Origin of the sequence: Paenibacillus larvae subsp. larvae (assembly GCF_002003265.1) — a bacterium.
Classification (GTDB): Bacteria; Bacillota; Bacilli; order Paenibacillales; family NBRC-103111; genus Paenibacillus_H; species Paenibacillus_H larvae.
Map to the genome: position 1 here is coordinate 2,332,838 of NZ_CP019687.1, position 21,289 is coordinate 2,354,126.

Genomic DNA, 21,289 nt, shown 5'->3' on the forward strand with positions numbered 1-21,289 from the left:
AAGGCCCCCCCATTTGTTTAACTATTTATTAAAACGGTTTTTGCTCGGCATTTTTCCAGTCTTCATTGAACTTGGCAATTCCGGCATCCGTCAGAGGATGTCTCATCATACTTTCAAACACTTTGTATGGAATAGTGGCAATATCCGAACCCGCCAAAGCGGCTTCGATTACATGAGTGGTATGGCGTACACTGGCTGCAATAATTTGTGATTCAATGCCATGAATCTTGAACATCTGGCTGATCTCTTCAATCAAGTTCATCCCGATCTGGTTAATATCGTCCAGACGGCCAATAAAAGGTGAAACATATGTGGCTCCGGCACGGGCTGCCAGAAGGGCTTGTGTGGAACTGAAAATGAGCGTGACATTCGTTTTGATGCCAAGCTTGGACAGCCTGTTGGTTGCTTTCAGCCCTTCGGCATTCATGGGTACTTTAATCACGATCCCCTCACCTAGCCCGGCCAATTTCTTCCCTTGTTCGACCATGCCCTCAGCATCTTCTGCTACAACTTCAGTACTAAGAGGCAGATCTCCTGTAATGGAAATGATCTCTTTGACTGTCTCGAAAAAATCCCTTCCTTCTTTTGCAATCAGGGAAGGATTTGTGGTAATACCAGAGATAACCCCCAGTTCATGCACTTTTCTGATTTCTTCTACACTAGCTGAATCAATAAATAAACGCATGCTCTCACCACTTTCTTTTTGTTGATATGGTTCATCCCCATATCTTTACCCCATTTAACCTTATCATAAAACGGGATAAAAAGTCACAATTCGGGAAAAAGCAACCGTAAATCCAATAAACATAAATTCTGTATGTAAAAACACAAAAAACCCGCAGTGCCGTCCGGTTTTATAGTTTCAAACCCGCTCTCGCAGGTGGGTGACCGCAGAAGTACTTTTGAAATCCCTTTTCGAGGGCATGTCAGCCATACTTCGATCTAAGTCTCCCTTGAAACTGTCATTGGTTCAAAACAACAAAAACCGAAACGAACATCGCAGGATATTCAATTTGTGTTTAGCTTATGCTGTATCTATTATAGAACAGATTTTTTGAAGATTCAAGTGATGGGCGGAATGTGGAAGTCCTGTTACTTATGCCTTATTTGGAGTCTGTTTCACGGACAATTCTTCCGCTTTATCCTCTTTTTCCTGTTCTGCCAAAGCCTGAGCCATCTTTTCCTGCTTTTGTCTGATTTTCAGGAAGTTCCGGTAGAACATCCAAAACGAATACGTTGCCATAACACTTCCCGCAAAAAACAGGATCAGCGGCGGAAACTTAACACCGATATAAGTGATCAATGCATTGACCACAATAAGTGAAAAAGCGTTAAGCGGATTTCCAACCGTAATCAGAAGCGCATTTTTCACAATATGTCTGACCTTCATGTGAAGGTGCACCGTAATCGAAACGAAATTAATTATCGCGGCTGTTAAAATAAACCCAAGAGCCAGAAACAAATACGAAAGAAAATGGAAAGTGCCGGATTGTGCGGCATAGAATTTGTAGTTGACGAAGACAACAATTGCCAGAAGGACAAAGGTCAGTCCGCCAAGCATACTCTGAAGGTAATTTTCCTTGTACCCTTTGAAAAAAGTCTTGAATAAGGGAACATCCTCATCCCCCATTACCCATTTGCGTACTACGGAAAACATGGCTGCCATGGATGGAAGCAATGTAAACGGTGCCAAAACAGCGAGAAGAAGGAGCGTCATTGCCCACATTTCCGGGGTATTCAGGCCTGCAAGAACTACCCAGAAAAATAGGAAGCTGGCCAAGAGACCCAGCAAATTAATTGCGGCCAGTCTCGTAATCCATTCTGTCAGCCGGTAAAGTCCCCCATAATTCCTCTAAACTCCAAGATGGTGCCCTCCTAAAAAGGTTTGTTTTCATTATTATAGCTTATTTCGCTTGGATTAGATAGGAAAAAGAGATCTGCAGCCGGCAGATCTCTACAATGTCCGTTTAAGACAATCTTATATGAAATTCTCTTTCTTTGAAGAGTGGGTTCTGTTCTTGGAATAATCGCGGTTTGAGAAATCTCTTCCTCCGCGGCGGTCTTTATCCCGGTCCCTGTATCCATCTTTGCGTGAAGAACGGTAACCTCCGGAACGGCGGTCATTGCCGTATGGCTTACGTCCCGAATTCCGAACGTCGAAACGGCGTTTTTTCGCACGAAGCGGTTCTTCAGGAGTCAGTTCAATATTTACGTCTTTCTTCTCACCGGTCAGCAGTTTAAGAGCCGCAGCCAATAAATTTACAGAGTCATATTGCTCCAGAAGTTGAATGGCAACACCCTTAAATTCCTGATGATTATCTTTTTCCATCAGCTCCAGGATACGTTCTGCTGTCATCTTTTGCTTGCCTTCCATAGCTTCAGCCAGGCTCGGCAGTGGTTTTCTGCTAATCTTATGACGGGTTACTTTCTCAATGAAATGAAGATGGTCAATCTCACGGGGAGTGACAAATGTCCAGGCCGTTCCTTCTTTACCTGCACGTCCGGTACGACCGATACGGTGAACGTAGCTTTCCGGATCTTGCGGAAGGTCGAAGTTGATTACATGGGAAACCCCACTTACATCCAAACCGCGGGCAGCCACATCCGTAGCCACGAGAACATCAATGCTTCCATCACGGAATTTTCTCATCACATTGTCACGCTGATTTTGGGAAAGGTCGCCATGCAGGCCTTCGGCAGCATATCCCCTTTTTTGCAGGGCTTCCGATAATTCGTCCACTCTGCGCTTGGTACGGCCAAAAATAATGGCAAGTTCCGGCGCTTCCATATCCAACAGACGGCTAAGTGCCTCAAATTTCTGTTTTTCATGTACTTCGATATATGCTTGAGCAATAAGCGGTGCACTTACTTGCTTAGGAATAACCGAAACGTGTTGAGGGTTGCGCAAGAACTGATGAGCAAGCTTCTGAATATTAGGCGGCATTGTGGCGGAAAACAGCATAGTATGGCGCTCTTCTGGAACTTGACTCAAGATAGATTGAATGTCATCCATAAAGCCCATGTCAAGCATTTCATCTGCTTCGTCCAGAACGACTGTCTCCACACCTTCAAGCTTGATGGTTTTGCGGTTAATGTGGTCAAGCAAACGGCCTGGGGTACCGATAATAATTTGAGGTTTCTTTTTCAATGCGCGAATTTGTTTAACGATATCCTGTCCGCCATAGATAGGCAGGGAACGGATCCCTTTAAAACGTCCCAGCTTGCTGATTTCTTCTGCCACTTGAATCGCGAGCTCCCGGGTAGGACACATAACCAGTGCAACAATTTTATCTGCAGCCGTATCAATCTTGTTGATAAGAGGAACACCGAAAGCGGCAGTTTTTCCTGTTCCTGTTTGCGCCTGACCGATCAGATCATGTCCTTGGAGGGCAAGTGGAATTGTTTTTGCCTGGATAGGTGTTGCCTCTTCAAATCCCATTTCTGTAATTGCTTTTGTAACTTTTGGTTCTAAACCGAATTCTTGAAATGTAGCCAATAGTTTTCAATCTCCTTTATCTTATGAAGGCTTTTCACCTTCGCTGTCTTATATCCTTAAGCACGACTTACCTGTACTTTTCGCCCATGCAGAACATGTGTATTCATGAACAGCCTCCCTATAAAAGCGATCCCTAAGAATATCTTGAACATTATAGCACAGATTGACCAACCATTTCCAGCCTCACTTTCGGTACACCCCCATGTCCGTTTTATTGCAAATAACCGATGACTTTCATATTCTTCCCTGTTTCTATGATATACTTCCTTTAGGTGAAACCTTCATCCCGGGTCAGCGTATATAAATACAATTAAGTTTTTTTCGAAAATAGGAAATACTACACAATGAAAAGATAAGGAGCGTTTGGTCTCATGTCCCTATTTAAACGAGTCGGAAATATTTTAAAGAGCCATAAAGAACAGCCCGCCGTTAAAGAAAGCAACCCTTTTGAAGATTCCCGTGTCGGTGATATCGTAACGGTAGATTTGGAAGAATATGTTTTTTCAGGTAAAGTCCTTTATTTCGACCGCGGTTATGCCCCCCACCGGTATGCTTATTATGTCCAAAGCGGCAAAACGATCAAGTGTTTGATTGTGGAAAAAGGACGGACGTATGAATGTTTCATTTGCAATTTTCTGGAAGGTGCACTTGATGACCCTAACGATGTTCCTTCCACACTTGTCCTGGACGGCGATAAAACGTATGAATTGGAGCACCACCGGTTAGATGTGACCCGAACCGAAGGCAATACCGACTTCCGCAGCGGGGATGAAGCCATGTTCTGGCGCTATTTCAGCGCCGGAGAAGATTACTTCTTCCTCCAATGGCAGGACGGGAAATTCGTTGCTATGGAAGGAAGCAGAATTCCTGCTGCCGATGTAAAATTCTTGAAAGGATCCTTATAGGATCGTTCCGGGAAAAGGGGGAAGCAAGGTGTCTAAATGGTGTAAATGGATCGCTGTTCTAATGGTATTCACCCTTCTTGTCGGGTGTTCAAACGTTGGCGACTATGTCAAGGATCATTACAATCTTGTTAAAGCCGATGGCAAAGGAAGCAATATGTCCAAAGTATATTCGGTAGAAGGCAAAAAAGTCCCGGAAGTATCCAAAGAACTGGCAAATGAGCAAAAGCCGAAAGAAATGAGCAAGGAATCCGATGAACAAATGTTTCTTCTGTACAACGATCAGGTTATAAATGTACAGAAGGATCCGAAAAATGAAAATAATACGCTAGTTGAAATCAATACAATTGAATATGCGAAGGAGCATTACAATTCTTCCTTCCTGCAAACCTTTCTGACGGCTGCGGCACTGCAATCTGTTCTGGGCGGCGGGTGGTTTAATTCGAACTCGAATTCCTCCTACAAAGGATATAGCTCTACTCCCCAGCAAAACAGACAGCAGGACTCCGGCAGTACGGATAAGAAAGACAGCAATACCCCATCCACTTCCGACCGGAAAGGCTCGTTTGATACCGGCAAAAAGGATACGGGCAGCAGTAGCCGTAAGAATGACGGATCGGCTCCAAAGACCAAATCTGATACTGGTTCAAAGCCTGGAACCAGCGGACGTTCCGGTTCATTCAGTACAAAAAAGAAATAAAAAGGCAATGAACCAAAGATTTTGTCGGCGTTTTGAAGGGGCTGTCCCAAAAGTCGATTTGTGATGTTTTGATTCCCGCTTAAAGTTAAATTTCAGGCAAAAAAGAACCTCCAAATCCACTTTGCCAGTGGATTTGGAGGTTCTATAGTTTGGAGTTTGGGACTGGATCATTCATGCGAACACTTATAGGACAGCCCCTTGTGTTTAGACAAAGCCTCCTCTGCAATGAGAAGCAAAAGTTTTATCTTCCGGCTCTCTTTTACCGGCAATATGAATGTAAACACTTCCTCCGATCCGCTATCCTTTCGCCTGGGAAAAAAGCACTTCCAGCATTAGGCTTAAATCCTCTTCTCTTACGGGCCCGAACTCTTCCGGCCATTCGTAAATAAAGGCGGAATAGGATTTAACAAGCAAAAAAGCCAGTATCCGGCTGGGAAGAGAAACCGGCACTTCTCCTCTTTCCCCCGCCTCTTTAACCACCTTTTCAATATAATGTACGACGCTCAGCTGAACATTTTTCATTCCAAGGCGAATCTCCCCGGTCTGCAATTCCCTGTATTCCTCATAAAGTTTGCAGAAAAAAGGGTCCGACGCCCTGAACCTGGTCATTTCATGCAGCAAATTATTAATATTGTCCAAAAACGGGGTTCCTTTCCCCATTCGGGAAGCCGCTTCACTCTGGAGGCGCCGCCACTTATACTCCATTACCTCCGATACAACCGCTTCCTTGTCTTTAAAATACAAATAAACGGTTCCCTTTCCAATCTGGGCACCTTTGGCAATCTGCTCGATCGTGGTGTTTTTAACCCCTTGTCTTGTGAACAGTTGTTCAGCCGCCTCCAAAATCCTGATTTTCTTGTCTGTTCCCTTCACTTTCTCACACCTATCTTTTTTAATCTGATTATGCCTGTCAACATATCCTGTTTTCTGGTTTATTGCCCATCATAAGACAGCCGCTTGAAAAAAACAAGATAACAAACGGAATAAAAGGTTTGGCAAAAAACAAATGGTAATAATTATACTTGAATATTTTGCATGATGATGAAAATTCAGTCCATTGCATTTCTTATATAGGGCCTTTTTAAATCATTTATAGATGTATACAAAAAGTTAACTTGAAAGTTTAGATAAATGCTTTATACTTACATTTGTTTTGCAAAATAAGTCTTGAGGTGATCAGCATTGAAAAAGGCGGTTGATATCGTCGGAATCATTGTGGGAGGAGCTATCGTTTCCTTTGGTTTTAATATGTTCCTGATTCCCCATGAGCTGCTAAGTGGCGGGATTTCAGGTATCGCAATGATGATAGGTTATTTAACAAATTGGGATATATCCTTACTTTACTTTATATTAAATTTGCCCCTGATGATATGGGGACTTGCGAAAGTGGGACGCCGGTTTATCGTATTGAGTGTGCTAAATGTGCTGGCCACGGTCTGGTTCATGCAGCTCATCCCCACAGTATCCGTAGTGAACGATCAGATACTTGGTGCTGTATTTGGCGGGGTAGTTGTCGGGATCGGTACAGGTATCAGTTTCCGTTTCGGAGGATCTACCGGAGGATTTGACATTGTTGCTGCTATTGTGACCCGCAAAAGGGACCTGCCACTAGGTATGATGCTGTTTTCATTAAACGGGATTGTCATTTTTGCCCTCGGGTATTTCAAAAACAACTGGGATCTGGCTCTTTACTCTATGCTGGCGATCTTCGTAACCGGGAAAGTGCTGGATGCCATCTATGTAAGCCACATTAAGGTGACCGCCTTTATTGTTACAAAACAAAAAGAAGCAATGCTTGAGAAGCTTCTCCAAAAACCCAGAGGAGTTACCATCATCAAAACCGAGGGGGCTTTTACCAAAGAGGAAAAAGAAATGCTGATGACCGTCACTACTCGATATGAATTAATCGAACTGAAAAAGATCGTAAAAGAGATCGATTCCAAAGCATTCGTTAATATCGTTGAAACGGTCGGTATTCAAGGAGAGTTCCGCCGTCTTGAGTAAGGGAGTCGGAAGCGGCCCCGATTCCAAGTTCTGCGTCATGCATTGGCATGGTAAATGTGGTATAATAAATTTGTAATTTCATACCGTTCTGGTTTTACCAGCTATTTGCTTTTTCTAATCATGTGATTGGAAGGGTGATTGGATATGGAAACCGTAACATTATCCAGGATTGTTATGAGATTAACCCCTGAACTGGTCCCTTATCTGACCCGAAGGGAGCTTGAATCACAGATCGTGCTTCGTGACGGACTGCAGGCGCTGGATGCCGGGGACGTCATGGAAATTGTTCAATTTAGCATCTCCGAACACCAAAAAGACGCTATCCTTCAATAAGAAGGAAGCGTCTCTTTTTTTACACGTTTTGAAAAAATGTGAAGGTAAACGAGTAAGCCTTTTTTAACTTGAATTCCGGCCAAGCTGATACAAACGATCACGAAAGGTTTTACGAAAGGTGTCAAATTCCTAACTTTTAAAAAAAATGGTCTGTATACTTTTGCCTATTAATGTTATTATAAATCTAACTGGAAGGATAAGGTATTTGGAATACAAGCATGTTTTGTAAAATAATGGAGGTGCAACCTGTGGGACCTTTTTCAATCTGGCATATTCTGCTGATTGCTATCGTAGCGCTTTTGCTATTCGGGCCGAACAAGCTGCCCGAGCTTGGACGGGGTGCCGGCCGTATGTTTAAGGAATTTAAGGATGCGACTAGCGGAATAACATCCGACGAAACATCCACGCATACAGAGAAAAAAACAACCGCTGAGGAGAACGTATCTTCGTCTTCCGCCGGTGAGGTTAAGGCTGACCAAAAATAATTCCCCAATTAAATCATACCCCTAGAGCATACCTGGAGAAAACCATCCCTGCTATAGGGGGTTCTATTTGCTATGGATAACCTGGTACGGTAAGGAATTATTCAGGTAACCCGGGCATTCCGGGGCGATCCAACTCATACAGATGACGGTAACGGGGAAAGAGGGACAGTAATTCCTGATGAGTCCCTCTCATCTCGATACGGCCGTTTTCCATAAAAATTACTTCATCCATATGTTCCACCCCCACCAGATGATGGGTAATCCAAATCAGGGTTTTCTGGTCTAAAACGTCAAATATTGCAGCAAGAAGCTCCCTTTCCGTTCTTGGGTCAAGCCCTACAGTAGGCTCATCCAGGATAACCGCCGGAGTATCCTGAAGCAAAATCCTTGCCAATGCAATACGCTGGCGTTCACCCCCGGAAAACCTTTGGCCCGTCTCTCTCATGGGCGTCTCAAACCCTTCCGGCAGGGAATCAATGAGCCCGTCCATACAGACACCTGCAGCCGCCCTATGAATTTCTTCTTCTGTCGCTTCAGGCTTGCCAATGCGAATATTGTTTCCCACACTCGTATCAAACAAATGAGGGCTTTGATTCAATACGGAAAGCAGACACGGAATCTGTTCCCCCCATTCGGCAGAGGCCACTCCATTAATGGTAACCGTACCCTGTTGCGGCATTAGAGCACCTTGGATGAGTTTGATCAGTGTCGATTTCCCGGCTCCACTGCGGCCAATAACTGCAATCTTTTTTCCATGAGGAAGATCCAGATTCAAATCTTGTATAGACCAGTCCTCCTTATGCGAGTATCGGAATGATACATGTTCCAGCTTAATGCCGACTTTATTTTCATGAAGATCTGAAATCTCAATTTGCGACCCGTCCCGGTATTCGATTTCCTTCCCTTGTTCGGCAATCTTCATGATGCGGTCTAGCGAATCCTGATACTGAGGGATTTTCTGAACAGCTTCAGACAACGGCAAGAAGGCATCCATTACCGGAAAGATAACAAGCACGAAGGCCGCTATCAACGTTGGATTCATCTGACCTTCTGCCACCTGTTGTCCCGACCAGTAAACGGTTGAAACCACTACAGCTCCGATCACGCATTGCGCGATCAGATTTCTCCATCTGGCCCATCTTGCAAGGGATCTTTCGTCGATCACGGTCTTCTGCTCTTCATCCTCATACCGGCGGATAAATTCCCCGTGCCTTCCACTTATCACCCAGTCCCCGATTCCTAGAACGGCATCAGTAAGCTTGCTGTAAAGACGGTTTCTCCCCTGCTTCACTTGTTGGCTTTTCTTTTTCATGATCACAAGAGAGATTGCCGGCAATACGGCAACCAGTACAAACAGGTAAATAGCCAGCAGTAAGGCAAAGCTCCAATCGAACATTCCCACAGCGCCAATCACAATGGTATATATAATCAGTCCGGCAACGGACGGAAATACCGTACGCAAGTAAACATCCTGAAGATGCTCAACATCATCGGCCAGTACACCGAAAATATCCCCGGTTCGGTAACGGGATCGGATAAACAAGGCCTGTGGTTCCAAAATCTGATACAAACGCACCCTCATCCTTGACAATATTCTGAGGATGGCGTCATGACTAACCAGACGCTGCACATAATGAACAACGGAACGGCTGATACCGAATGTCCGTACAGCCACAATGGGGACATACACCATCAATACATTCTCCGGTCTCAATGCTGATTTAGAAATCAGATAACCCGAGGTGAACATAAGTGAGCCGGCTGTCAGTAAAGTCAGCACAGTCAAGGCAATAATCAGGACGAACCGCCAAGAATAGTTTCGGATATAAGGTGTAAACCACTCGGACCGTCTCATCTGATTCCCTCCATTTGTGACTGAATCATGTTATAGTAGATCCCCTTGCGGGTAAGCAGTTCTTCATGCGTGCCTGTCTCTGCAACCTGCCCCCGGTGCATCACCAAAATGATATCCATGTCCCTCATCCAATGGAGGCGATGTGTCGCAAAGAATACAAGCTTGTCCTGAAAGAGTTCCAACATCGTTTCTTTAAGCTCATATTCCGTTTCAATATCCAAGTGAGCCGTCGGCTCGTCAAGCAGAATGACCTGCCGGTTTCCAAGGAAAGCACGTGCGAGCGCCACACGCTGTTCCTGTCCGCCGCTGAGCGGTCGTCCACCGTTTCCGATAACTTCTCCGCTCCCGTTAGGAAAACGGTCTGTGAGCGGGGCAAGTCCGGCGGCAGCTATGGCTTTTTCCACTTCCTCGGAAGATGCTTCAGGCGAATAGAACTTTACATTTTCAGCAAGAGAAGAATGAAATAAGTAAGGATGCTGCGGTATATAAGTCACCTGATTCCGCCAACCTTCAATCGTTAAAGAAGCGAGCTTCTTCCCGGCAACTTCAATAGTTCCTTCTGTCGGAGAGAGGAATCCGGCTAATACATCGATGAGTGTAGATTTCCCTGCCCCGCTCTCTCCAATAATGCCGATCTTGGCCGCACCTTGGAAGGTAAAAGAAATATCATCCAGGGAAGCCGGCCCCTCATTCTCATGCCGGACAGTGACTCCTGACAGGCGGATTCCGTTTTCCTTGTTCCAATTCAGGACACCTACTTCTGAACCTTCATTCCATTCTTCAGGATGGTTCAGTATTGCCTGTATGGCGTCCCCCGCTTCTTTACCGTTAAGTGTAGCATGATAATCCGCTCCAAGTTCACGTACGGGAAGGAAATACTCAGGAGCCAATATTAAGACAACCAGCGCTGTTTCCAGCATCATACTGCCGTCAATCAGACGCATACCGAGCCCTACAGCTACTGAGGCTACCGATAGCATGGTGAAAAAATCCAATGCGAATGAAGATAGAAAAGCAACCCTTAATGTACGGATAGTAGCTGCCCGGTACTTATCGCTCACCCGGCCAATCATCCCGCTGTGTTCCTTGCTTCTTCCCAATACTTTTAACGTTTCCAGGCCGCGGAGGGAATCTACAAAATGATTGGAAAGTATTCGATACGATTTCCATTGCCTGTTCATTTGTTTTTTTGCTGCCAGCCCCAGCAGGATCATAAAAATAATCAAAATAGGCATAGTGACCGTCAGGATGATACCGGACACCCTGTCTTGCATAAAGACGTAAATAAGAAGAATGATTGGTACAAAGACTGTGCCAATCATCCTCGGAATAAAGAGTTCCAGATACGTACGCAGCTGGGAAATCCCCTCCTGCTCCAGCGTAACCAGATTTCCTGTACCTTCTGTTTTTGTAAACCGGGGCCCTAAACGAAACAGTTTATTCAGCAGTTCCTGCCGGATTTTTGTTCCCGTGACCTCAGCGAACCGGTATGCTATTTTTTGACGGATAGCATGCAGTACATTGCGGATGAAAAAAGCCCCCGCAAATAAAGCTATTTTGTCTGTCTGCCCCGACAAGGGCTGCCCGGCAAAAAGGGCGGAAATCACTTCCGCCAGCCATATTGCCTGCAGCAGGATGGCAAAGCTTTGTATAAAGGTAATACAGGCCGTGATAAAGAGAACAGGTCTTATACCTTTATAGGCCATTATATTTTTACCCATTAGTACTCCATATGCTCCTTCTCATTTACACGCTTGCGGAACACATAGTAACTCCATATTTGATACCCGAGTACAAACGGCAGCAGCGAGAGCGCTACGATGGTCATAACTTTCAGCGAATAATCGCCGGAGGAGGCATTGTAAACCGTCAAATCAAATACACTGGTCAGCGAACTGATCATGACGCGCGGGAATAAACCGATAAAAACGGCCGCAATAGAAAGTGCAATCACCGAACCGGTCATGGCAAACGCCCAACCGTCTTTTCTTTTTCCCATGAAATAACCTGAAAGCAGGAAGGCGGCAAGGCCAAGTACTGCCACGACGGATAAGATCAATCCGCGAACTTCGAAAAGATCCGTCATAAAATAGGTCATGATACAGAAGAGAAGAAGCAATGCGGCAAGTACAACCAGCAGTTTTTTTGCCCATTCGCGGGCACGTTGCTGCAATTCACCGATAGTCCTCAAGGTTATAAACATCAAACCGTGAACCAGACAGAGTACGACTACTGTAATTCCGCAAATTACCGTATAGATATTTACAATATCAAAGAATCCGGCGCTAAGCTCCATATTTCCATCGATCGGGAGCCCTTTAATAAAGCTTGCAAATACAACACCCAGCAGGAAAGGAGGCAATAGGCTGCCGATGAAAATCACCCAGACCCATGTCTTCTTCCAGCCTTCGCTATCAGCTTTGCCCCTAAATTCGAAAGCCACACCACGGCCGATCAAAGCCAGCAGTACAACGACGAAGGGGAGATAAAAACCGCTGAACAAAGTGGCATACCAGTTTGGAAAAGCGGCAAACATGGCTCCTGCAGCCGTAATAAACCAGACTTCATTGGCGTCCCAGAACGGCCCGATCGTATTGATTAAGGCACGGCGCTGGGAATCATTTTTCCCCAGAAACCGCGATACAATCCCTACTCCGAAATCGAAGCCCTCCAGGAAGAAGAATCCGACAAACAAAACGGCGACAAGAATAAACCAAAGCTCATTGAGAGATAGCATGATACTCCTCCTTATCAAACGGGTCGTTTGAATGGGATTTCTGCGTTTCCTCTACGTTAGGGCCTTTTTTGATCACCTTAACGAACAAATAGGCCATAACAATCCCCAGGATCGTATAGATCGCTGTGAAACTGATTAAGGAAAACAATACACTGCCTGCGGTTACGCTAGGAGAAACGGCATCTTCCGTCTTCATAAGGCCAAATACGGTCCAAGGCTGACGGCCTATTTCGGTCATAATCCATCCGGATATATTAGCGATAAACGGCAGGGAAATTCCAAACAGCATGAATCGCATGTACTTCTTATTTTTAGAAATATCTTTTTTACGTCCTACCAGATACGTGCCAATAAGAGAAAGCAGAATCATCACCGTACCGGCCCCAACCATGATCCGGAAACTCCAGAAGGTGGTTCGCACAGGAGGAATATAATTACCAGGTCCGTACTGCTGCTCATATTCCTGCTGAAGCTGCTTCATTCCCTTTACTTCCCCGGAGAATTTACTATATGACAGGTAACTCAGCAAATAAGGAATTTGAATTTCGCCTTTGTTTTCTTGTTTCTCAGGGTCAATAAAGGCTGAAAGCGTCCATGCGGCGGGATCACCGCTATTCTCCCACAAAGCTTCGCTGGCTGCCATTTTCATCGGCTGGGCATGGATCAGATGCTTTGCCTGGGAGTGACCCGAGAATGCAATCCCGATCGATGATACAAGGGCCACGATTACGGATATCTGGAATGATTTTTTAAAGAACGAAAAATCCTGTTTTTTGACTAGCTTGTAACCGCTAACGCCGGCAATAAAGAATCCTCCCGTAGCCAATGAAGCAAAGATGGTATGCGGGAATTCTACCCATAATTGAGGGTTTGTAATCAAGGCAAAGAAATCGTTCATTTCTGCACGCCCGTTATTGATAACATATCCGACCGGTTCCTGCATAAATGAGTTTGCCAGCAAAATCCAGAAAGCGGAAATGGCTGTACCGATGGAGACGAGCCAAATGCACGCCAAATGAACCTTTTTGGGAAGACGGTCCCATCCAAAGATCCAAAGGCCGATGAAGGTAGACTCCAGGAAAAAAGCGAGCAGCGCTTCAATCGCTAACGGTGCTCCAAATACATCCCCCACGAATCGGGAGTAATCCGACCAGTTCATACCGAACTGAAATTCCTGCAGAATACCGGTAACAACCCCGACAGCAAAGTTAATGAGAAACGTTTTCCCCCAGAACTTCGCCATCTTTTTGTATTCTTCATTTCCTTTGACCACATACATGGTTTGCATAACGGCAATCAAGAAAGCCAAACCAATGGACATGGGCACGAAAATGAAGTGAAAAATTGTTGTTGAAGCGAACTGAATTCGCGAAAGAATTACAGTATCCATTGCTTCCCCCTCATTCTTCTTCAAGTTTTTTCGCTGAAACTTTTGAAACTATAATGACTCTAGATAAAGATTCACTATAACTGTTATAAGTCGTTTATCACGCAAAAACTGTGAAATTTATCACATTCATATTTGGCAGATATGCAAGTACATTCCTATCATTCCTTTTATTGGATATTTCCATCTCTTCTTTTCTTTTTCCTTTCATTCCTATCAACCCTGATAAAGCTTGGAAAATCAAGGGTTTAGCTCTTCCGGACATATAAAAAACTCCCTGCCAGTCCTGCCGCAAAGGAGTTTGTCATTCATGTGAACAATGTACTTGCAATGTACAAAAAAGCTTGATCAATATCTTCTCCGACTAAAGAAGAAGATCCTGATTCAATAACAGGAACCTTCTGTTTTTTAGCTATTGGGAATCACGAGGAAACCGCTCCAGCATATGAAGAAAATAAGAAGTGGTCCGGATAATCCGGTCTTTGATTTTAACCGTTTCCGGTTCGCCTTCTGCAGTAAAGTTCCTCTCTGCCCCTCCGATAGAAATCCATTCCGGACAGTTAATGCCATGCAGGTTCCGTACAATGGTGTGAAGCTGCTGCAAGGAGGAAACGCCTACAGCTCCTCCAGCAGAACTGACAGACAAAACAATTTTGCCGCTAAAGTGCTCGGAGCTGAGGTGATCAAGCGCATTTTTCAATACACCACTTATGGATCCATGATATTCCGGAGTTGCCAGGACAATGCCATCCGCTTCCATCACCGTTTCTTTCATATGTACAAGATTAGGATCATGATTCTCATTCTCATCCGGTGCATAAAAAGGCAGAGGCTGGCAGTACAAATGAATGACGGTTCCTTCGTATTCTTTCTCCCGAAGTATCCGTTGGATGTAGTAGGCAAGCTGTGTGCTGCTTGACTCTTTGCGGTTACTGCCGCAAATAACAGCAATTTTGTTAGCCATGATGCTTCTTCTCCTTACCTGAATGTTTAATCTTAATTGGATTCACTGCTCAAAAGATAGCCCGCGCCTTTGGTAACCCGTTTTTTTTCCACGATTGCGGCCTGCTTCACTTCCGGCACCACAGTATAGGCTCTTGCCAAATGATCTTCGATGTAATCAAATGCAGTTTCATCGTTATCTGCCGCTAGCACCAAAAATAACAACCGATCTGCAAGTTCAATCTCCAATTTATATAAATACACGGCGTCACGCCCTTTCTTTGGCGGGTCTTTGATAAAAATTGATGAATTGTAAAACCTTCCTAATATGTTATCAATAAATGATGGCTTGCACAAGGGGTCACCGGGCATTTCTATCCTGATTTAAAAAGCCGGCCGGCGGAAATGGACAAATCATAAAAAAACATCCTCCCTGCCCGAGAGACGGAAAATTCCGTTTTCCCGGCATGGGGGATGTTTGATTTTACATGCTTACTATTGGGAAAGGCGAAGTGCCAATTCATACAGATCCAGATTGAAAGAGCGTTTCGTATTCACTACCACATCAATATCTGTAGCAACCAACTGCCCATTAATGACACCGCATGCTTTCCCTGATTCTCCCTCGATCAGCTTTCTGACAGCAAAGTCACCAAGACGGCTTGCCAGAATACGGTCGTTATGAGTCGGTGTCCCACCGCGTTGAATATGGCCAAGTACAGTAACCCGGGTATCGATACCGTTGCGCTCCGTGATCTGTTTCGCAATTTCTTCACCGGAACCGACTCCTTCAGCCACAATGACAATACTATGGCGTTTGCCGTGAAGGAAATTGTCCTTCATCCGGTTAGCGACATCATCAAGATCAAACTTTATTTCAGGTACCAGAATAGCTTCCGCTCCGCTGGCCAATCCTGCATATAAAGCAATCTCTCCGCAGTGGCGGCCCATTACTTCTACAACAGAGCTGCGTTCGTGGGAAGTCATCGTATCGCGAAGTTTGTTAATGGCATCCACAACAATGCTTACGGCTGTATCGAAACCGATAGTAAAATCGGTAAATGAAATATCATTATCAATGGTTCCCGGCAATCCTATTGTTTTAATTCCTAGTTTATTGAGTTTGTTCGCCCCTTGATAAGAACCGTCGCCCCCAATAACTACGAGGCCGTCAATCCCGCGTTTTCTGAGATTTTCAGCGGCAAGCTGTTGCCCTTCCGGAGTTTGAAACTCTTTGCAACGTGCGGATTGCAGAATGGTTCCCCCGCGTTGAATGATGTCGCCCACACTGCGCAAATCCATTTCGCGGATATCATCCTTAAGCAGCCCCTGGTATCCCCGCTGTACTCCGAAAACCTTCAAGCCATGGAAAAGCCCGCTGCGTACAACGGCACGAACGGCTGCATTCATCCCCTGGGAATCTCCTCCACTTGTTAATACTGCAATTGATTTTATTGTCATCTCCTAATCCTCCTCTAAGCTGACCATCCTGTGATTTCTAAATTTTAGGATGTTTTACGAATCCATATACTATTCATCCAGAAGAACATTCTCGTCATGGGGCTCTTCTTCATAAGCTGCCTGGACACACTGCGTACCTGCTTCTGATCTTTTACTTTGGGGTCTGATAAATATAAGGCAAGCAGACCTTCAATAATCATACGGTGAAAATGCGAATGATCCAAGTGTGCCACCCGTTCCCGGGATTTGGTCACGAAATAAGCGATACGGTTCACCGTTTCATCCATATCCGCATAGTAGCTGCAAAAATTTAAATCTCCTCCGATTAAATCCTCTTCCTGGTCGATCAGGTAATCAAGCAGAATATGAAGACCGCATACGTAAGGAAAATACGCTTCAACGATCTGCCGGGCCTGTTCCTTGTCCAAATCAGGATTTGAAGCAGCCTGAAAAAGCATAAACACACCTAAAGTCGAACCGGTCGCAGCAGCAAACTCATTCCAGCTGATATCCGGATAAGAAGCCAGATGTCCCTTCCACCATCGGTGAAGCTCATTTTCCCTCAAATCCGCCTGAATGTGCTTGTAGACCTGAAGATCACAGTACAAAGAAACAAGCTCCCTTACTTTATCCTTCACAACCGGGTAGGAAGATAGCCCCCTGATCTCCTTTTGGCAAGTTTCTACCAGACTTCTCAAATACCCTCCGTCTTCTTTCTCCATGCGGCAGGCATAGTAGTCATGAAAGGGTTCATCCGGATCCACCGCATCCAGCATGGATTGGTGAAGCATCCGGAAATCCGCCGGATCAAGGGAAGTACTGCGGTCACACAAATTATCCAGGTAATCGCTTATGGTTTGAAAAGCTACGATTAAAGGAATTAATCTGTGGTGTTCGGACAGATGGACGATTCCATATACGGCACCGCCCTGGCAGTGAAACCTTTTGGCCGTAATACTGGCGAGAGCCTGCTGTTTCAGTTCCGGATCCGGGATTTGCTCTGCTTTTGATGTCCACCTACGGAGTTCTTTATCCACTGTAGGTAAAACATAGCGGTATACACGGAACATCAGGCGGAGAGGGTTTCGAGGTACTTGGGCTGCCTGATTGTTAGGTCGCTTCAAATCATTGTCCTCCGCCACTTTGCATATAGGCATATTGCCACAACAATCGCATTTCCATGCGCTGAATGTGTCTTAACCAAATATCTGCTATTGGATGCTGAACTAAAGTCACCTGCAGTTCTACCACATCGGTGAATACAGACGCGTTCCATTCCGGAGAATGCACCAGCACATCAAGCTTTGCTTTTAATGTTTCATGCTTCAGTCCCTGATATTCCTCTTGCCCGGTCAGGTAATCCTTAACCTGTCCAATCAAATCCGTGTGGATAGGATGGTGAGCTACATCATGAAACCAATACTTTGCGTCGCTGTAATCCCCTTCCATCCGATGCATGATCCCGTGCCAATAGCTTCCTGTATCGTTCGTAATATGCTGGGAGATCTCATGGGACTTGTCGAGATTTTCATTGAACAGATACAACCCTGCTTTACAGGCCAAACCATAGGGTTCTTGTTCAGGCTCCCCGCCTGTAAGCTGTTCCATGGCAAGCCGACTGATACGGATATCCATAAGAGGGTCCCACTCCTCGACCGGGTATAAAGACGGCAAATGTTCCATTAATGGCTTAACAACGAGTTCCTTCCACGTTGCCTTCTTTTTACCTGACGGCACCTCATGCACCCCTTTCTCTGGCGTTTGCCCTATTTTGCAGTCCAAATCCTTAGCTTCTATCTTACCAGAAATGAAGGTCTTTTACACACTTTTCCCCGAACCCCGATAGGCCGGGACAGCATTCTTCCCGCCAGTGCAAATCCGTCTTGTGAGACTGAAAAAATACTATCCGTGAACCTTCGGTTCTATTTCTTGATTGAGCCGGAACCAGATGTGAAGGTCATTAATCGTGCTGGCCAGCTCTGCAATATCACTGTTCAGCCTGCAGGAAATTTCAAAATTTTCTTCCTCATATAATTGAAGCTGTTTCCGCACAATTTTCTTTTCCAGGCGCTTGATCTGTTCGGGAATTGTTCCTCTGACCTGTTCCCAATACAGCAGAATATCAGAACGTTCCTCCTCTGTATAGTCTGCCCAATCTTTTTCCAGACAGGGAAGTTCAATACCCAGGTGTTCATCCATAAGAAATATGGCTGACATACGGAACCACCCTTTCTACGGTTCAAAAAGCCATGAGAATGCTAACCTAAATTTATCATGCTGCACCGTTATTTTTCCAGAAAAAAATGGCCCGAACCAATTTGGTTTTATTTTCTGCTATACTAGAGAGGCTCACAATGATAGTCATCACAACAGGGGTTTACTTATACTTATTACATGATGATGGCTGTTGTAGCCTCCTATTTTCCGCTTTATACTATAACTATGAAATGAAAGAACTTTGCATTTGCTTGCACTTCAATTATAATAGTAGATATTAGTACCTGGTATTATATTAGAAATCCCTCTCTACTGAATCGGAGGATCTTACATGAAGTATGAAGCATTCAAACGCATTATCACAGAAAGACGCAGCATCCGCCGCTTTACGGAACAACATGTGACTGAGGAAGATATCCGGGAGCTAATCGACTGTGCGCGCTATGCGCCAAGTGACACAAACTCGCAAACATGGAAATTCACCGCCGTTTTGAACCGCAATTTAATCCGGGAAATTGAACAGCTCACCTGGGATGAACTACATAAACGGGCTGCAGAAGCAGAAGATAAAGGTCTGAAGAGGGAAGCAAAGCTGCTGGTCAAGTCGTTCGGCCCTTATGCAACGGCATTTGCGGATGCCCCCGCGCTGATCGTATGCCTGGCCACTCCCTATACATCCAAGTTCCGTGAAAAAATCTTCGACCCCATTCAATTCGTGAGCGAATCCGTATGGGAAGAAGAAGGGATCAAAAGCTCCTGTCTTGCATCGCAAAATCTGATGCTGGCGGCCCATGCCATGGGTCTGGCAACCTGTCCGATGACCGGTCCGGTGCTGCTTTCCCAGGAACGGCTTAGAGAGCTGCTCCAGATTCCGGCGGAGTGTCAGATCAATATGGTCATTGCCCTGGGACATCCCCAAGAGCAGCCGGGGAAGCTTCCCCGGAAGGAAGTGGACGAAATCCTGGATATCCTCTAATCCAATCAAAAAAAGCAGGAATCTCTCCTTGAAGAGATTCCTGCTTTTGATCCTTTTTCAGCCAATACGTTCCATTTCTTCATCGCTGATTTCAAAGTTGGAATAAACATCCTGCACATCATCGTTATCTTCAAAAGCATCCATCATTTTCAGCAGTTTTTCCGCATTCTCGCCTTCCACTGCCACGGTATTTTGCGGAATCCAGCTGACGGAAGCGGAAGTGAACACCAGCCCTTGTTCCTCCAGAGCCTTTTTCACCTTTTCCAGTTCATGCGGATGCGTATAAATTTCAAAGCTTTCATCCTGGGAGGCGAAGTCCTCAGCCCCTGCTTCTAGGGCCAGCATCATCAGCTCGTCTTCATCGGCCCCCTCTTCACGCTCTGTCACCAGTACTCCCTTTTCATCAAACATGTAAGAAACACAGCCGGTTTCCCCCATATTGCCACCCCGTTTATTAAAAATCGCCCGGATATCGGCTGCAGAACGGTTACGGTTATCTGTCAGAGTTTTGACCATAATGGCTACTCCCCCTGGACCATAGCCCTCATAGTAGATCTCTTCAAAATTCTCGGAATTGTGATCCCCCTGGGCTTTTTTGATTGCACGTTCAATGTTATCGTTAGGCATTTGAATATGTCGTGCTTTATCAATGGCATTCTTCAGGGCGAAATTGGCTTCCGGATTCGGTCCGCCTTGCCTTGCGGCCACGAAAATTTCTCTTGCAAGCTTGACAAACTGATTGTTCTTGACCTGATCCGCTTTACCTTTACGGTCTTTGAAAAGTTTAAATTTTGGCATACGTAACGCTCCCCAAATTCAGATTGCATTCTTTAGTTTAACACTGCAGGCTCTCTATGGTCAAAGTCCCTAATCCGTTAGTTTCAAAAGAAACAAAGATGAGCCGCCTGTTCACCGCTCCCGTATACCAAAAAGACGGTTTTCCTTAGAGGAAAACCGCCTGTTTAGCTAGGACACTATTTATAAGAAAAGAACTTCTTTTAATCTTATAATTTAATGACGTTAGCTGCTTGAGGGCCACGATTGCCTTCAGTGATTTCGAATTCAACAGCTTGACCTTCATCCAATGTTTTAAATCCGTCTCCTTGGATTGCGGAAAAATGAACGAATACGTCTTCTCCACCATCAACTTGGATAAAACCATAACCTTTTTCTGCGTTAAACCATTTAACTGTACCTTTCAAGTGTACAACCTCCTAACTGTATCGCCATCTGTGGCGAATAAGGTTAGTATAGCATCACCTCCTCGCTAAATCAACTAGTTTTTATTAAGAAAAGTCTAAAGATTTTTACTAATAATATTTTTATATTCCGCCTGTCTTGCTTTCGGGAGAGTGTTCCTGTATGATGAGCCGTAAAACGAAGAAAAAGGGGGATGTCCGCCGTGATTAAGAAATATCAGATTTATAAGAAAGACAAATGGAACATGATGAATGTGGAAGTCCACGGCAAACAAATTGTGCTCCGCGAAATCTCCGACCAATGGGGAGAAGAGTGTCATACTTTCCTGACCCGCCCTGAGATGATGGAATGGGCAAACCGCCGGTTTTCACCGGACAGGTTTGAAGGAACCGAAGAAGAAAGGCAGGAAATCCTTGCTTCGTTTCGTGACATTTGAGCGGATTTTTTTTGTTCTTGACGAAGCCATAAGCCCCACATATAATATATAGTACAAAACTGGATATATGTTTTTCACAAAGGGGAGTAGCTGTTACAATAAAGTCGTCAGTTCGGGTGAATAGCCCCGGCTTTATTGGCAACGTGAGTTGTTAGCAA

24 protein-coding genes and 1 other RNA gene are annotated in these 21,289 nt (G+C 44.9%); 7 read left to right on the plus strand and 18 right to left on the minus strand.

Going from position 1 to position 21,289, the window contains the following annotated elements; genetic code table 11:
* Nucleotides 1-28: 28 nt before the first annotated feature.
* The 4 genes from fsa to cshA form a co-directional block, all read right to left on the minus strand.
* Nucleotides 29-685, minus strand: a complete 657-nt coding sequence (gene fsa / locus BXP28_RS12090; protein WP_023483923.1) for a fructose-6-phosphate aldolase — start codon at nucleotides 683-685, stop codon at nucleotides 29-31.
* A 144-nt stretch (nucleotides 686-829) separates the two neighbouring features.
* Nucleotides 830-1,009, minus strand: a non-coding RNA gene (gene ssrS / locus BXP28_RS12095) — 6S RNA.
* Between the two features lie 87 nt (nucleotides 1,010-1,096).
* Nucleotides 1,097-1,780 carry a YesL family protein gene (locus BXP28_RS12100; protein ID WP_237088952.1) on the minus strand — a complete coding sequence of 228 codons (684 nt, stop codon included), beginning with the start codon at nucleotides 1,778-1,780 and terminating at the stop codon, nucleotides 1,097-1,099.
* A gap of 198 nt (nucleotides 1,781-1,978) precedes the next feature.
* Nucleotides 1,979-3,496 (minus strand): degradosome RNA helicase CshA, encoded by a 1,518-nt coding sequence (gene cshA / locus BXP28_RS12105; protein ID WP_024093648.1) that lies wholly within the window; start codon nucleotides 3,494-3,496, stop codon nucleotides 1,979-1,981.
* Between the two features lie 371 nt (nucleotides 3,497-3,867).
* Between cshA and BXP28_RS12110 the strand changes: the two genes are divergently transcribed.
* Both BXP28_RS12110 and BXP28_RS12115 read left to right on the plus strand, forming a co-directional pair.
* On the plus strand, nucleotides 3,868-4,401 hold the full coding sequence (locus BXP28_RS12110) for a DUF4178 domain-containing protein (protein WP_023483926.1): 534 nt from the start codon (nucleotides 3,868-3,870) through the stop codon (nucleotides 4,399-4,401).
* A 28-nt stretch (nucleotides 4,402-4,429) separates the two neighbouring features.
* Nucleotides 4,430-5,098: a DUF4247 domain-containing protein gene (locus tag BXP28_RS12115; RefSeq protein ID WP_024093646.1), complete on the plus strand. Its 669-nt coding sequence runs from the start codon at nucleotides 4,430-4,432 to the stop codon at nucleotides 5,096-5,098.
* A 297-nt stretch (nucleotides 5,099-5,395) separates the two neighbouring features.
* On the opposite strand, the gene BXP28_RS12120 is transcribed toward BXP28_RS12115, so the two are convergent.
* A complete protein-coding gene (locus BXP28_RS12120) occupies nucleotides 5,396-5,971 on the minus strand; it encodes a TetR/AcrR family transcriptional regulator (protein WP_023483928.1) in 576 nt (191 codons plus the stop codon).
* Nucleotides 5,972-6,280: 309 nt separating this feature from the next.
* On the opposite strand from BXP28_RS12120, the gene BXP28_RS12125 reads away from it, so the two are divergent.
* The 3 genes from BXP28_RS12125 to tatA all read left to right on the plus strand — a co-directional run bounded on the left by BXP28_RS12125 (nucleotide 6,281) and on the right by tatA (nucleotide 7,920).
* Nucleotides 6,281-7,102 carry a YitT family protein gene (locus BXP28_RS12125; protein WP_023483929.1) on the plus strand — a complete coding sequence of 274 codons (822 nt, stop codon included), beginning with the start codon at nucleotides 6,281-6,283 and terminating at the stop codon, nucleotides 7,100-7,102.
* 144 nt (nucleotides 7,103-7,246) lie between these two features.
* Nucleotides 7,247-7,435, plus strand: a complete 189-nt coding sequence (locus BXP28_RS12130; RefSeq protein WP_024093644.1) for a hypothetical protein — start codon at nucleotides 7,247-7,249, stop codon at nucleotides 7,433-7,435.
* A 248-nt stretch (nucleotides 7,436-7,683) separates the two neighbouring features.
* Nucleotides 7,684-7,920 (plus strand): twin-arginine translocase TatA/TatE family subunit, encoded by a 237-nt coding sequence (tatA, locus tag BXP28_RS12135; protein WP_023483930.1) that lies wholly within the window; start codon nucleotides 7,684-7,686, stop codon nucleotides 7,918-7,920.
* A gap of 97 nt (nucleotides 7,921-8,017) precedes the next feature.
* Here the strand turns inward: tatA and cydC are convergent, their stop codons facing one another.
* The 11 genes from cydC to BXP28_RS12185 form a co-directional block, all read right to left on the minus strand.
* Nucleotides 8,018-9,775: a thiol reductant ABC exporter subunit CydC gene (cydC, locus tag BXP28_RS12140; RefSeq protein WP_036655124.1), complete on the minus strand. Its 1,758-nt coding sequence runs from the start codon at nucleotides 9,773-9,775 to the stop codon at nucleotides 8,018-8,020.
* The gene (cydD, locus tag BXP28_RS12145) at nucleotides 9,772-11,496 is read right to left on the minus strand and encodes a thiol reductant ABC exporter subunit CydD (protein WP_023483932.1); all 1,725 of its coding nucleotides are present in this window, start codon (nucleotides 11,494-11,496) and stop codon (nucleotides 9,772-9,774) included. Before cydD ends, cydC begins: the two co-directional genes overlap by 4 nt.
* Nucleotides 11,496-12,512, minus strand: coding sequence for a cytochrome d ubiquinol oxidase subunit II (gene cydB, locus BXP28_RS12150; RefSeq protein WP_023483933.1), 1,017 nt, complete (start codon nucleotides 12,510-12,512; stop codon nucleotides 11,496-11,498). Before cydB ends, cydD begins: the two co-directional genes overlap by 1 nt.
* Nucleotides 12,496-13,902, minus strand: coding sequence for a cytochrome ubiquinol oxidase subunit I (locus tag BXP28_RS12155; protein WP_036655127.1), 1,407 nt, complete (start codon nucleotides 13,900-13,902; stop codon nucleotides 12,496-12,498). Before BXP28_RS12155 ends, cydB begins: the two co-directional genes overlap by 17 nt.
* A 97-nt stretch (nucleotides 13,903-13,999) precedes the next feature.
* A complete protein-coding gene (locus BXP28_RS22805; protein ID WP_155116340.1) occupies nucleotides 14,000-14,164 on the minus strand; it encodes a hypothetical protein in 165 nt (54 codons plus the stop codon).
* Nucleotides 14,165-14,311: 147 nt separating this feature from the next.
* On the minus strand, nucleotides 14,312-14,863 hold the full coding sequence (locus BXP28_RS12160; protein WP_023483935.1) for an NADPH-dependent FMN reductase: 552 nt from the start codon (nucleotides 14,861-14,863) through the stop codon (nucleotides 14,312-14,314).
* Nucleotides 14,864-14,895: 32 nt separating this feature from the next.
* Entirely contained in the window at nucleotides 14,896-15,105 is a 210-nt protein-coding gene (locus BXP28_RS12165; protein ID WP_036657025.1) for a DUF3906 family protein, read from the minus strand.
* 231 nt (nucleotides 15,106-15,336) lie between these two features.
* A complete protein-coding gene (gene pfkA, locus BXP28_RS12170) occupies nucleotides 15,337-16,302 on the minus strand; it encodes a 6-phosphofructokinase (RefSeq protein ID WP_023483936.1) in 966 nt (321 codons plus the stop codon).
* Between the two features lie 44 nt (nucleotides 16,303-16,346).
* Complete coding sequence (locus BXP28_RS12175; protein WP_023483937.1) at nucleotides 16,347-17,372, minus strand: tetraprenyl-beta-curcumene synthase family protein; 1,026 nt, start codon at nucleotides 17,370-17,372, stop codon at nucleotides 16,347-16,349.
* 55 nt (nucleotides 17,373-17,427) lie between these two features.
* Nucleotides 17,428-18,039: a hypothetical protein gene (locus BXP28_RS12180; RefSeq protein ID WP_036655132.1), complete on the minus strand. Its 612-nt coding sequence runs from the start codon at nucleotides 18,037-18,039 to the stop codon at nucleotides 17,428-17,430.
* Nucleotides 18,040-18,204: 165 nt separating this feature from the next.
* Entirely contained in the window at nucleotides 18,205-18,519 is a 315-nt protein-coding gene (locus BXP28_RS12185) for a hypothetical protein (protein WP_023483939.1), read from the minus strand.
* Between the two features lie 331 nt (nucleotides 18,520-18,850).
* Between BXP28_RS12185 and BXP28_RS12190 the strand changes: the two genes are divergently transcribed.
* Nucleotides 18,851-19,495 carry a nitroreductase family protein gene (locus BXP28_RS12190; RefSeq protein WP_023483940.1) on the plus strand — a complete coding sequence of 215 codons (645 nt, stop codon included), beginning with the start codon at nucleotides 18,851-18,853 and terminating at the stop codon, nucleotides 19,493-19,495.
* Nucleotides 19,496-19,552: 57 nt separating this feature from the next.
* Here BXP28_RS12190 and BXP28_RS12195 read toward each other — a convergent pair whose 3' ends face one another.
* Both BXP28_RS12195 and BXP28_RS12200 read right to left on the minus strand, forming a co-directional pair.
* Entirely contained in the window at nucleotides 19,553-20,293 is a 741-nt protein-coding gene (locus BXP28_RS12195) for a YebC/PmpR family DNA-binding transcriptional regulator (protein WP_023483941.1), read from the minus strand.
* A 206-nt stretch (nucleotides 20,294-20,499) separates the two neighbouring features.
* A complete protein-coding gene (locus BXP28_RS12200; RefSeq protein WP_024093635.1) occupies nucleotides 20,500-20,697 on the minus strand; it encodes a cold shock domain-containing protein in 198 nt (65 codons plus the stop codon).
* Between the two features lie 200 nt (nucleotides 20,698-20,897).
* Here BXP28_RS12200 and BXP28_RS12205 point away from each other — a divergent pair, with 200 nt between their 5' ends.
* Complete coding sequence (locus tag BXP28_RS12205; protein WP_036655135.1) at nucleotides 20,898-21,131, plus strand: hypothetical protein; 234 nt, start codon at nucleotides 20,898-20,900, stop codon at nucleotides 21,129-21,131.
* Nucleotides 21,132-21,289: the final 158 nt, after the last annotated feature.

What these genes read in the sequence shown, in the direction of transcription:
- fsa (WP_023483923.1), bottom strand. Translation starts at nt 685, where the DNA reads ATGCGTTTATTTATTGATTCAGCTAGTGTAGAAGAAATCAGAAAAGTG.
- BXP28_RS12110 (WP_023483926.1), top strand. Translation starts at nt 3,868, where the DNA reads ATGTCCCTATTTAAACGAGTCGGAAATATTTTAAAGAGCCATAAAGAA.
- BXP28_RS12130 (WP_024093644.1), top strand. Translation starts at nt 7,247, where the DNA reads ATGGAAACCGTAACATTATCCAGGATTGTTATGAGATTAACCCCTGAA.
- cydC (WP_036655124.1), bottom strand. Translation starts at nt 9,775, where the DNA reads ATGAGACGGTCCGAGTGGTTTACACCTTATATCCGAAACTATTCTTGG.
- cydD (WP_023483932.1), bottom strand. Translation starts at nt 11,496, where the DNA reads ATGGGTAAAAATATAATGGCCTATAAAGGTATAAGACCTGTTCTCTTT.
- cydB (WP_023483933.1), bottom strand. Translation starts at nt 12,512, where the DNA reads ATGCTATCTCTCAATGAGCTTTGGTTTATTCTTGTCGCCGTTTTGTTT.
- BXP28_RS12155 (WP_036655127.1), bottom strand. Translation starts at nt 13,902, where the DNA reads ATGGATACTGTAATTCTTTCGCGAATTCAGTTCGCTTCAACAACAATT.
- BXP28_RS22805 (WP_155116340.1), bottom strand. Translation starts at nt 14,164, where the DNA reads ATGTCCGGAAGAGCTAAACCCTTGATTTTCCAAGCTTTATCAGGGTTG.
- BXP28_RS12160 (WP_023483935.1), bottom strand. Translation starts at nt 14,863, where the DNA reads ATGGCTAACAAAATTGCTGTTATTTGCGGCAGTAACCGCAAAGAGTCA.
- pfkA (WP_023483936.1), bottom strand. Translation starts at nt 16,302, where the DNA reads ATGACAATAAAATCAATTGCAGTATTAACAAGTGGAGGAGATTCCCAG.
- BXP28_RS12175 (WP_023483937.1), bottom strand. Translation starts at nt 17,372, where the DNA reads ATGTTCCGTGTATACCGCTATGTTTTACCTACAGTGGATAAAGAACTC.
- BXP28_RS12185 (WP_023483939.1), bottom strand. Translation starts at nt 18,519, where the DNA reads ATGTCAGCCATATTTCTTATGGATGAACACCTGGGTATTGAACTTCCC.
- BXP28_RS12190 (WP_023483940.1), top strand. Translation starts at nt 18,851, where the DNA reads ATGAAGTATGAAGCATTCAAACGCATTATCACAGAAAGACGCAGCATC.
- BXP28_RS12195 (WP_023483941.1), bottom strand. Translation starts at nt 20,293, where the DNA reads ATGCCAAAATTTAAACTTTTCAAAGACCGTAAAGGTAAAGCGGATCAG.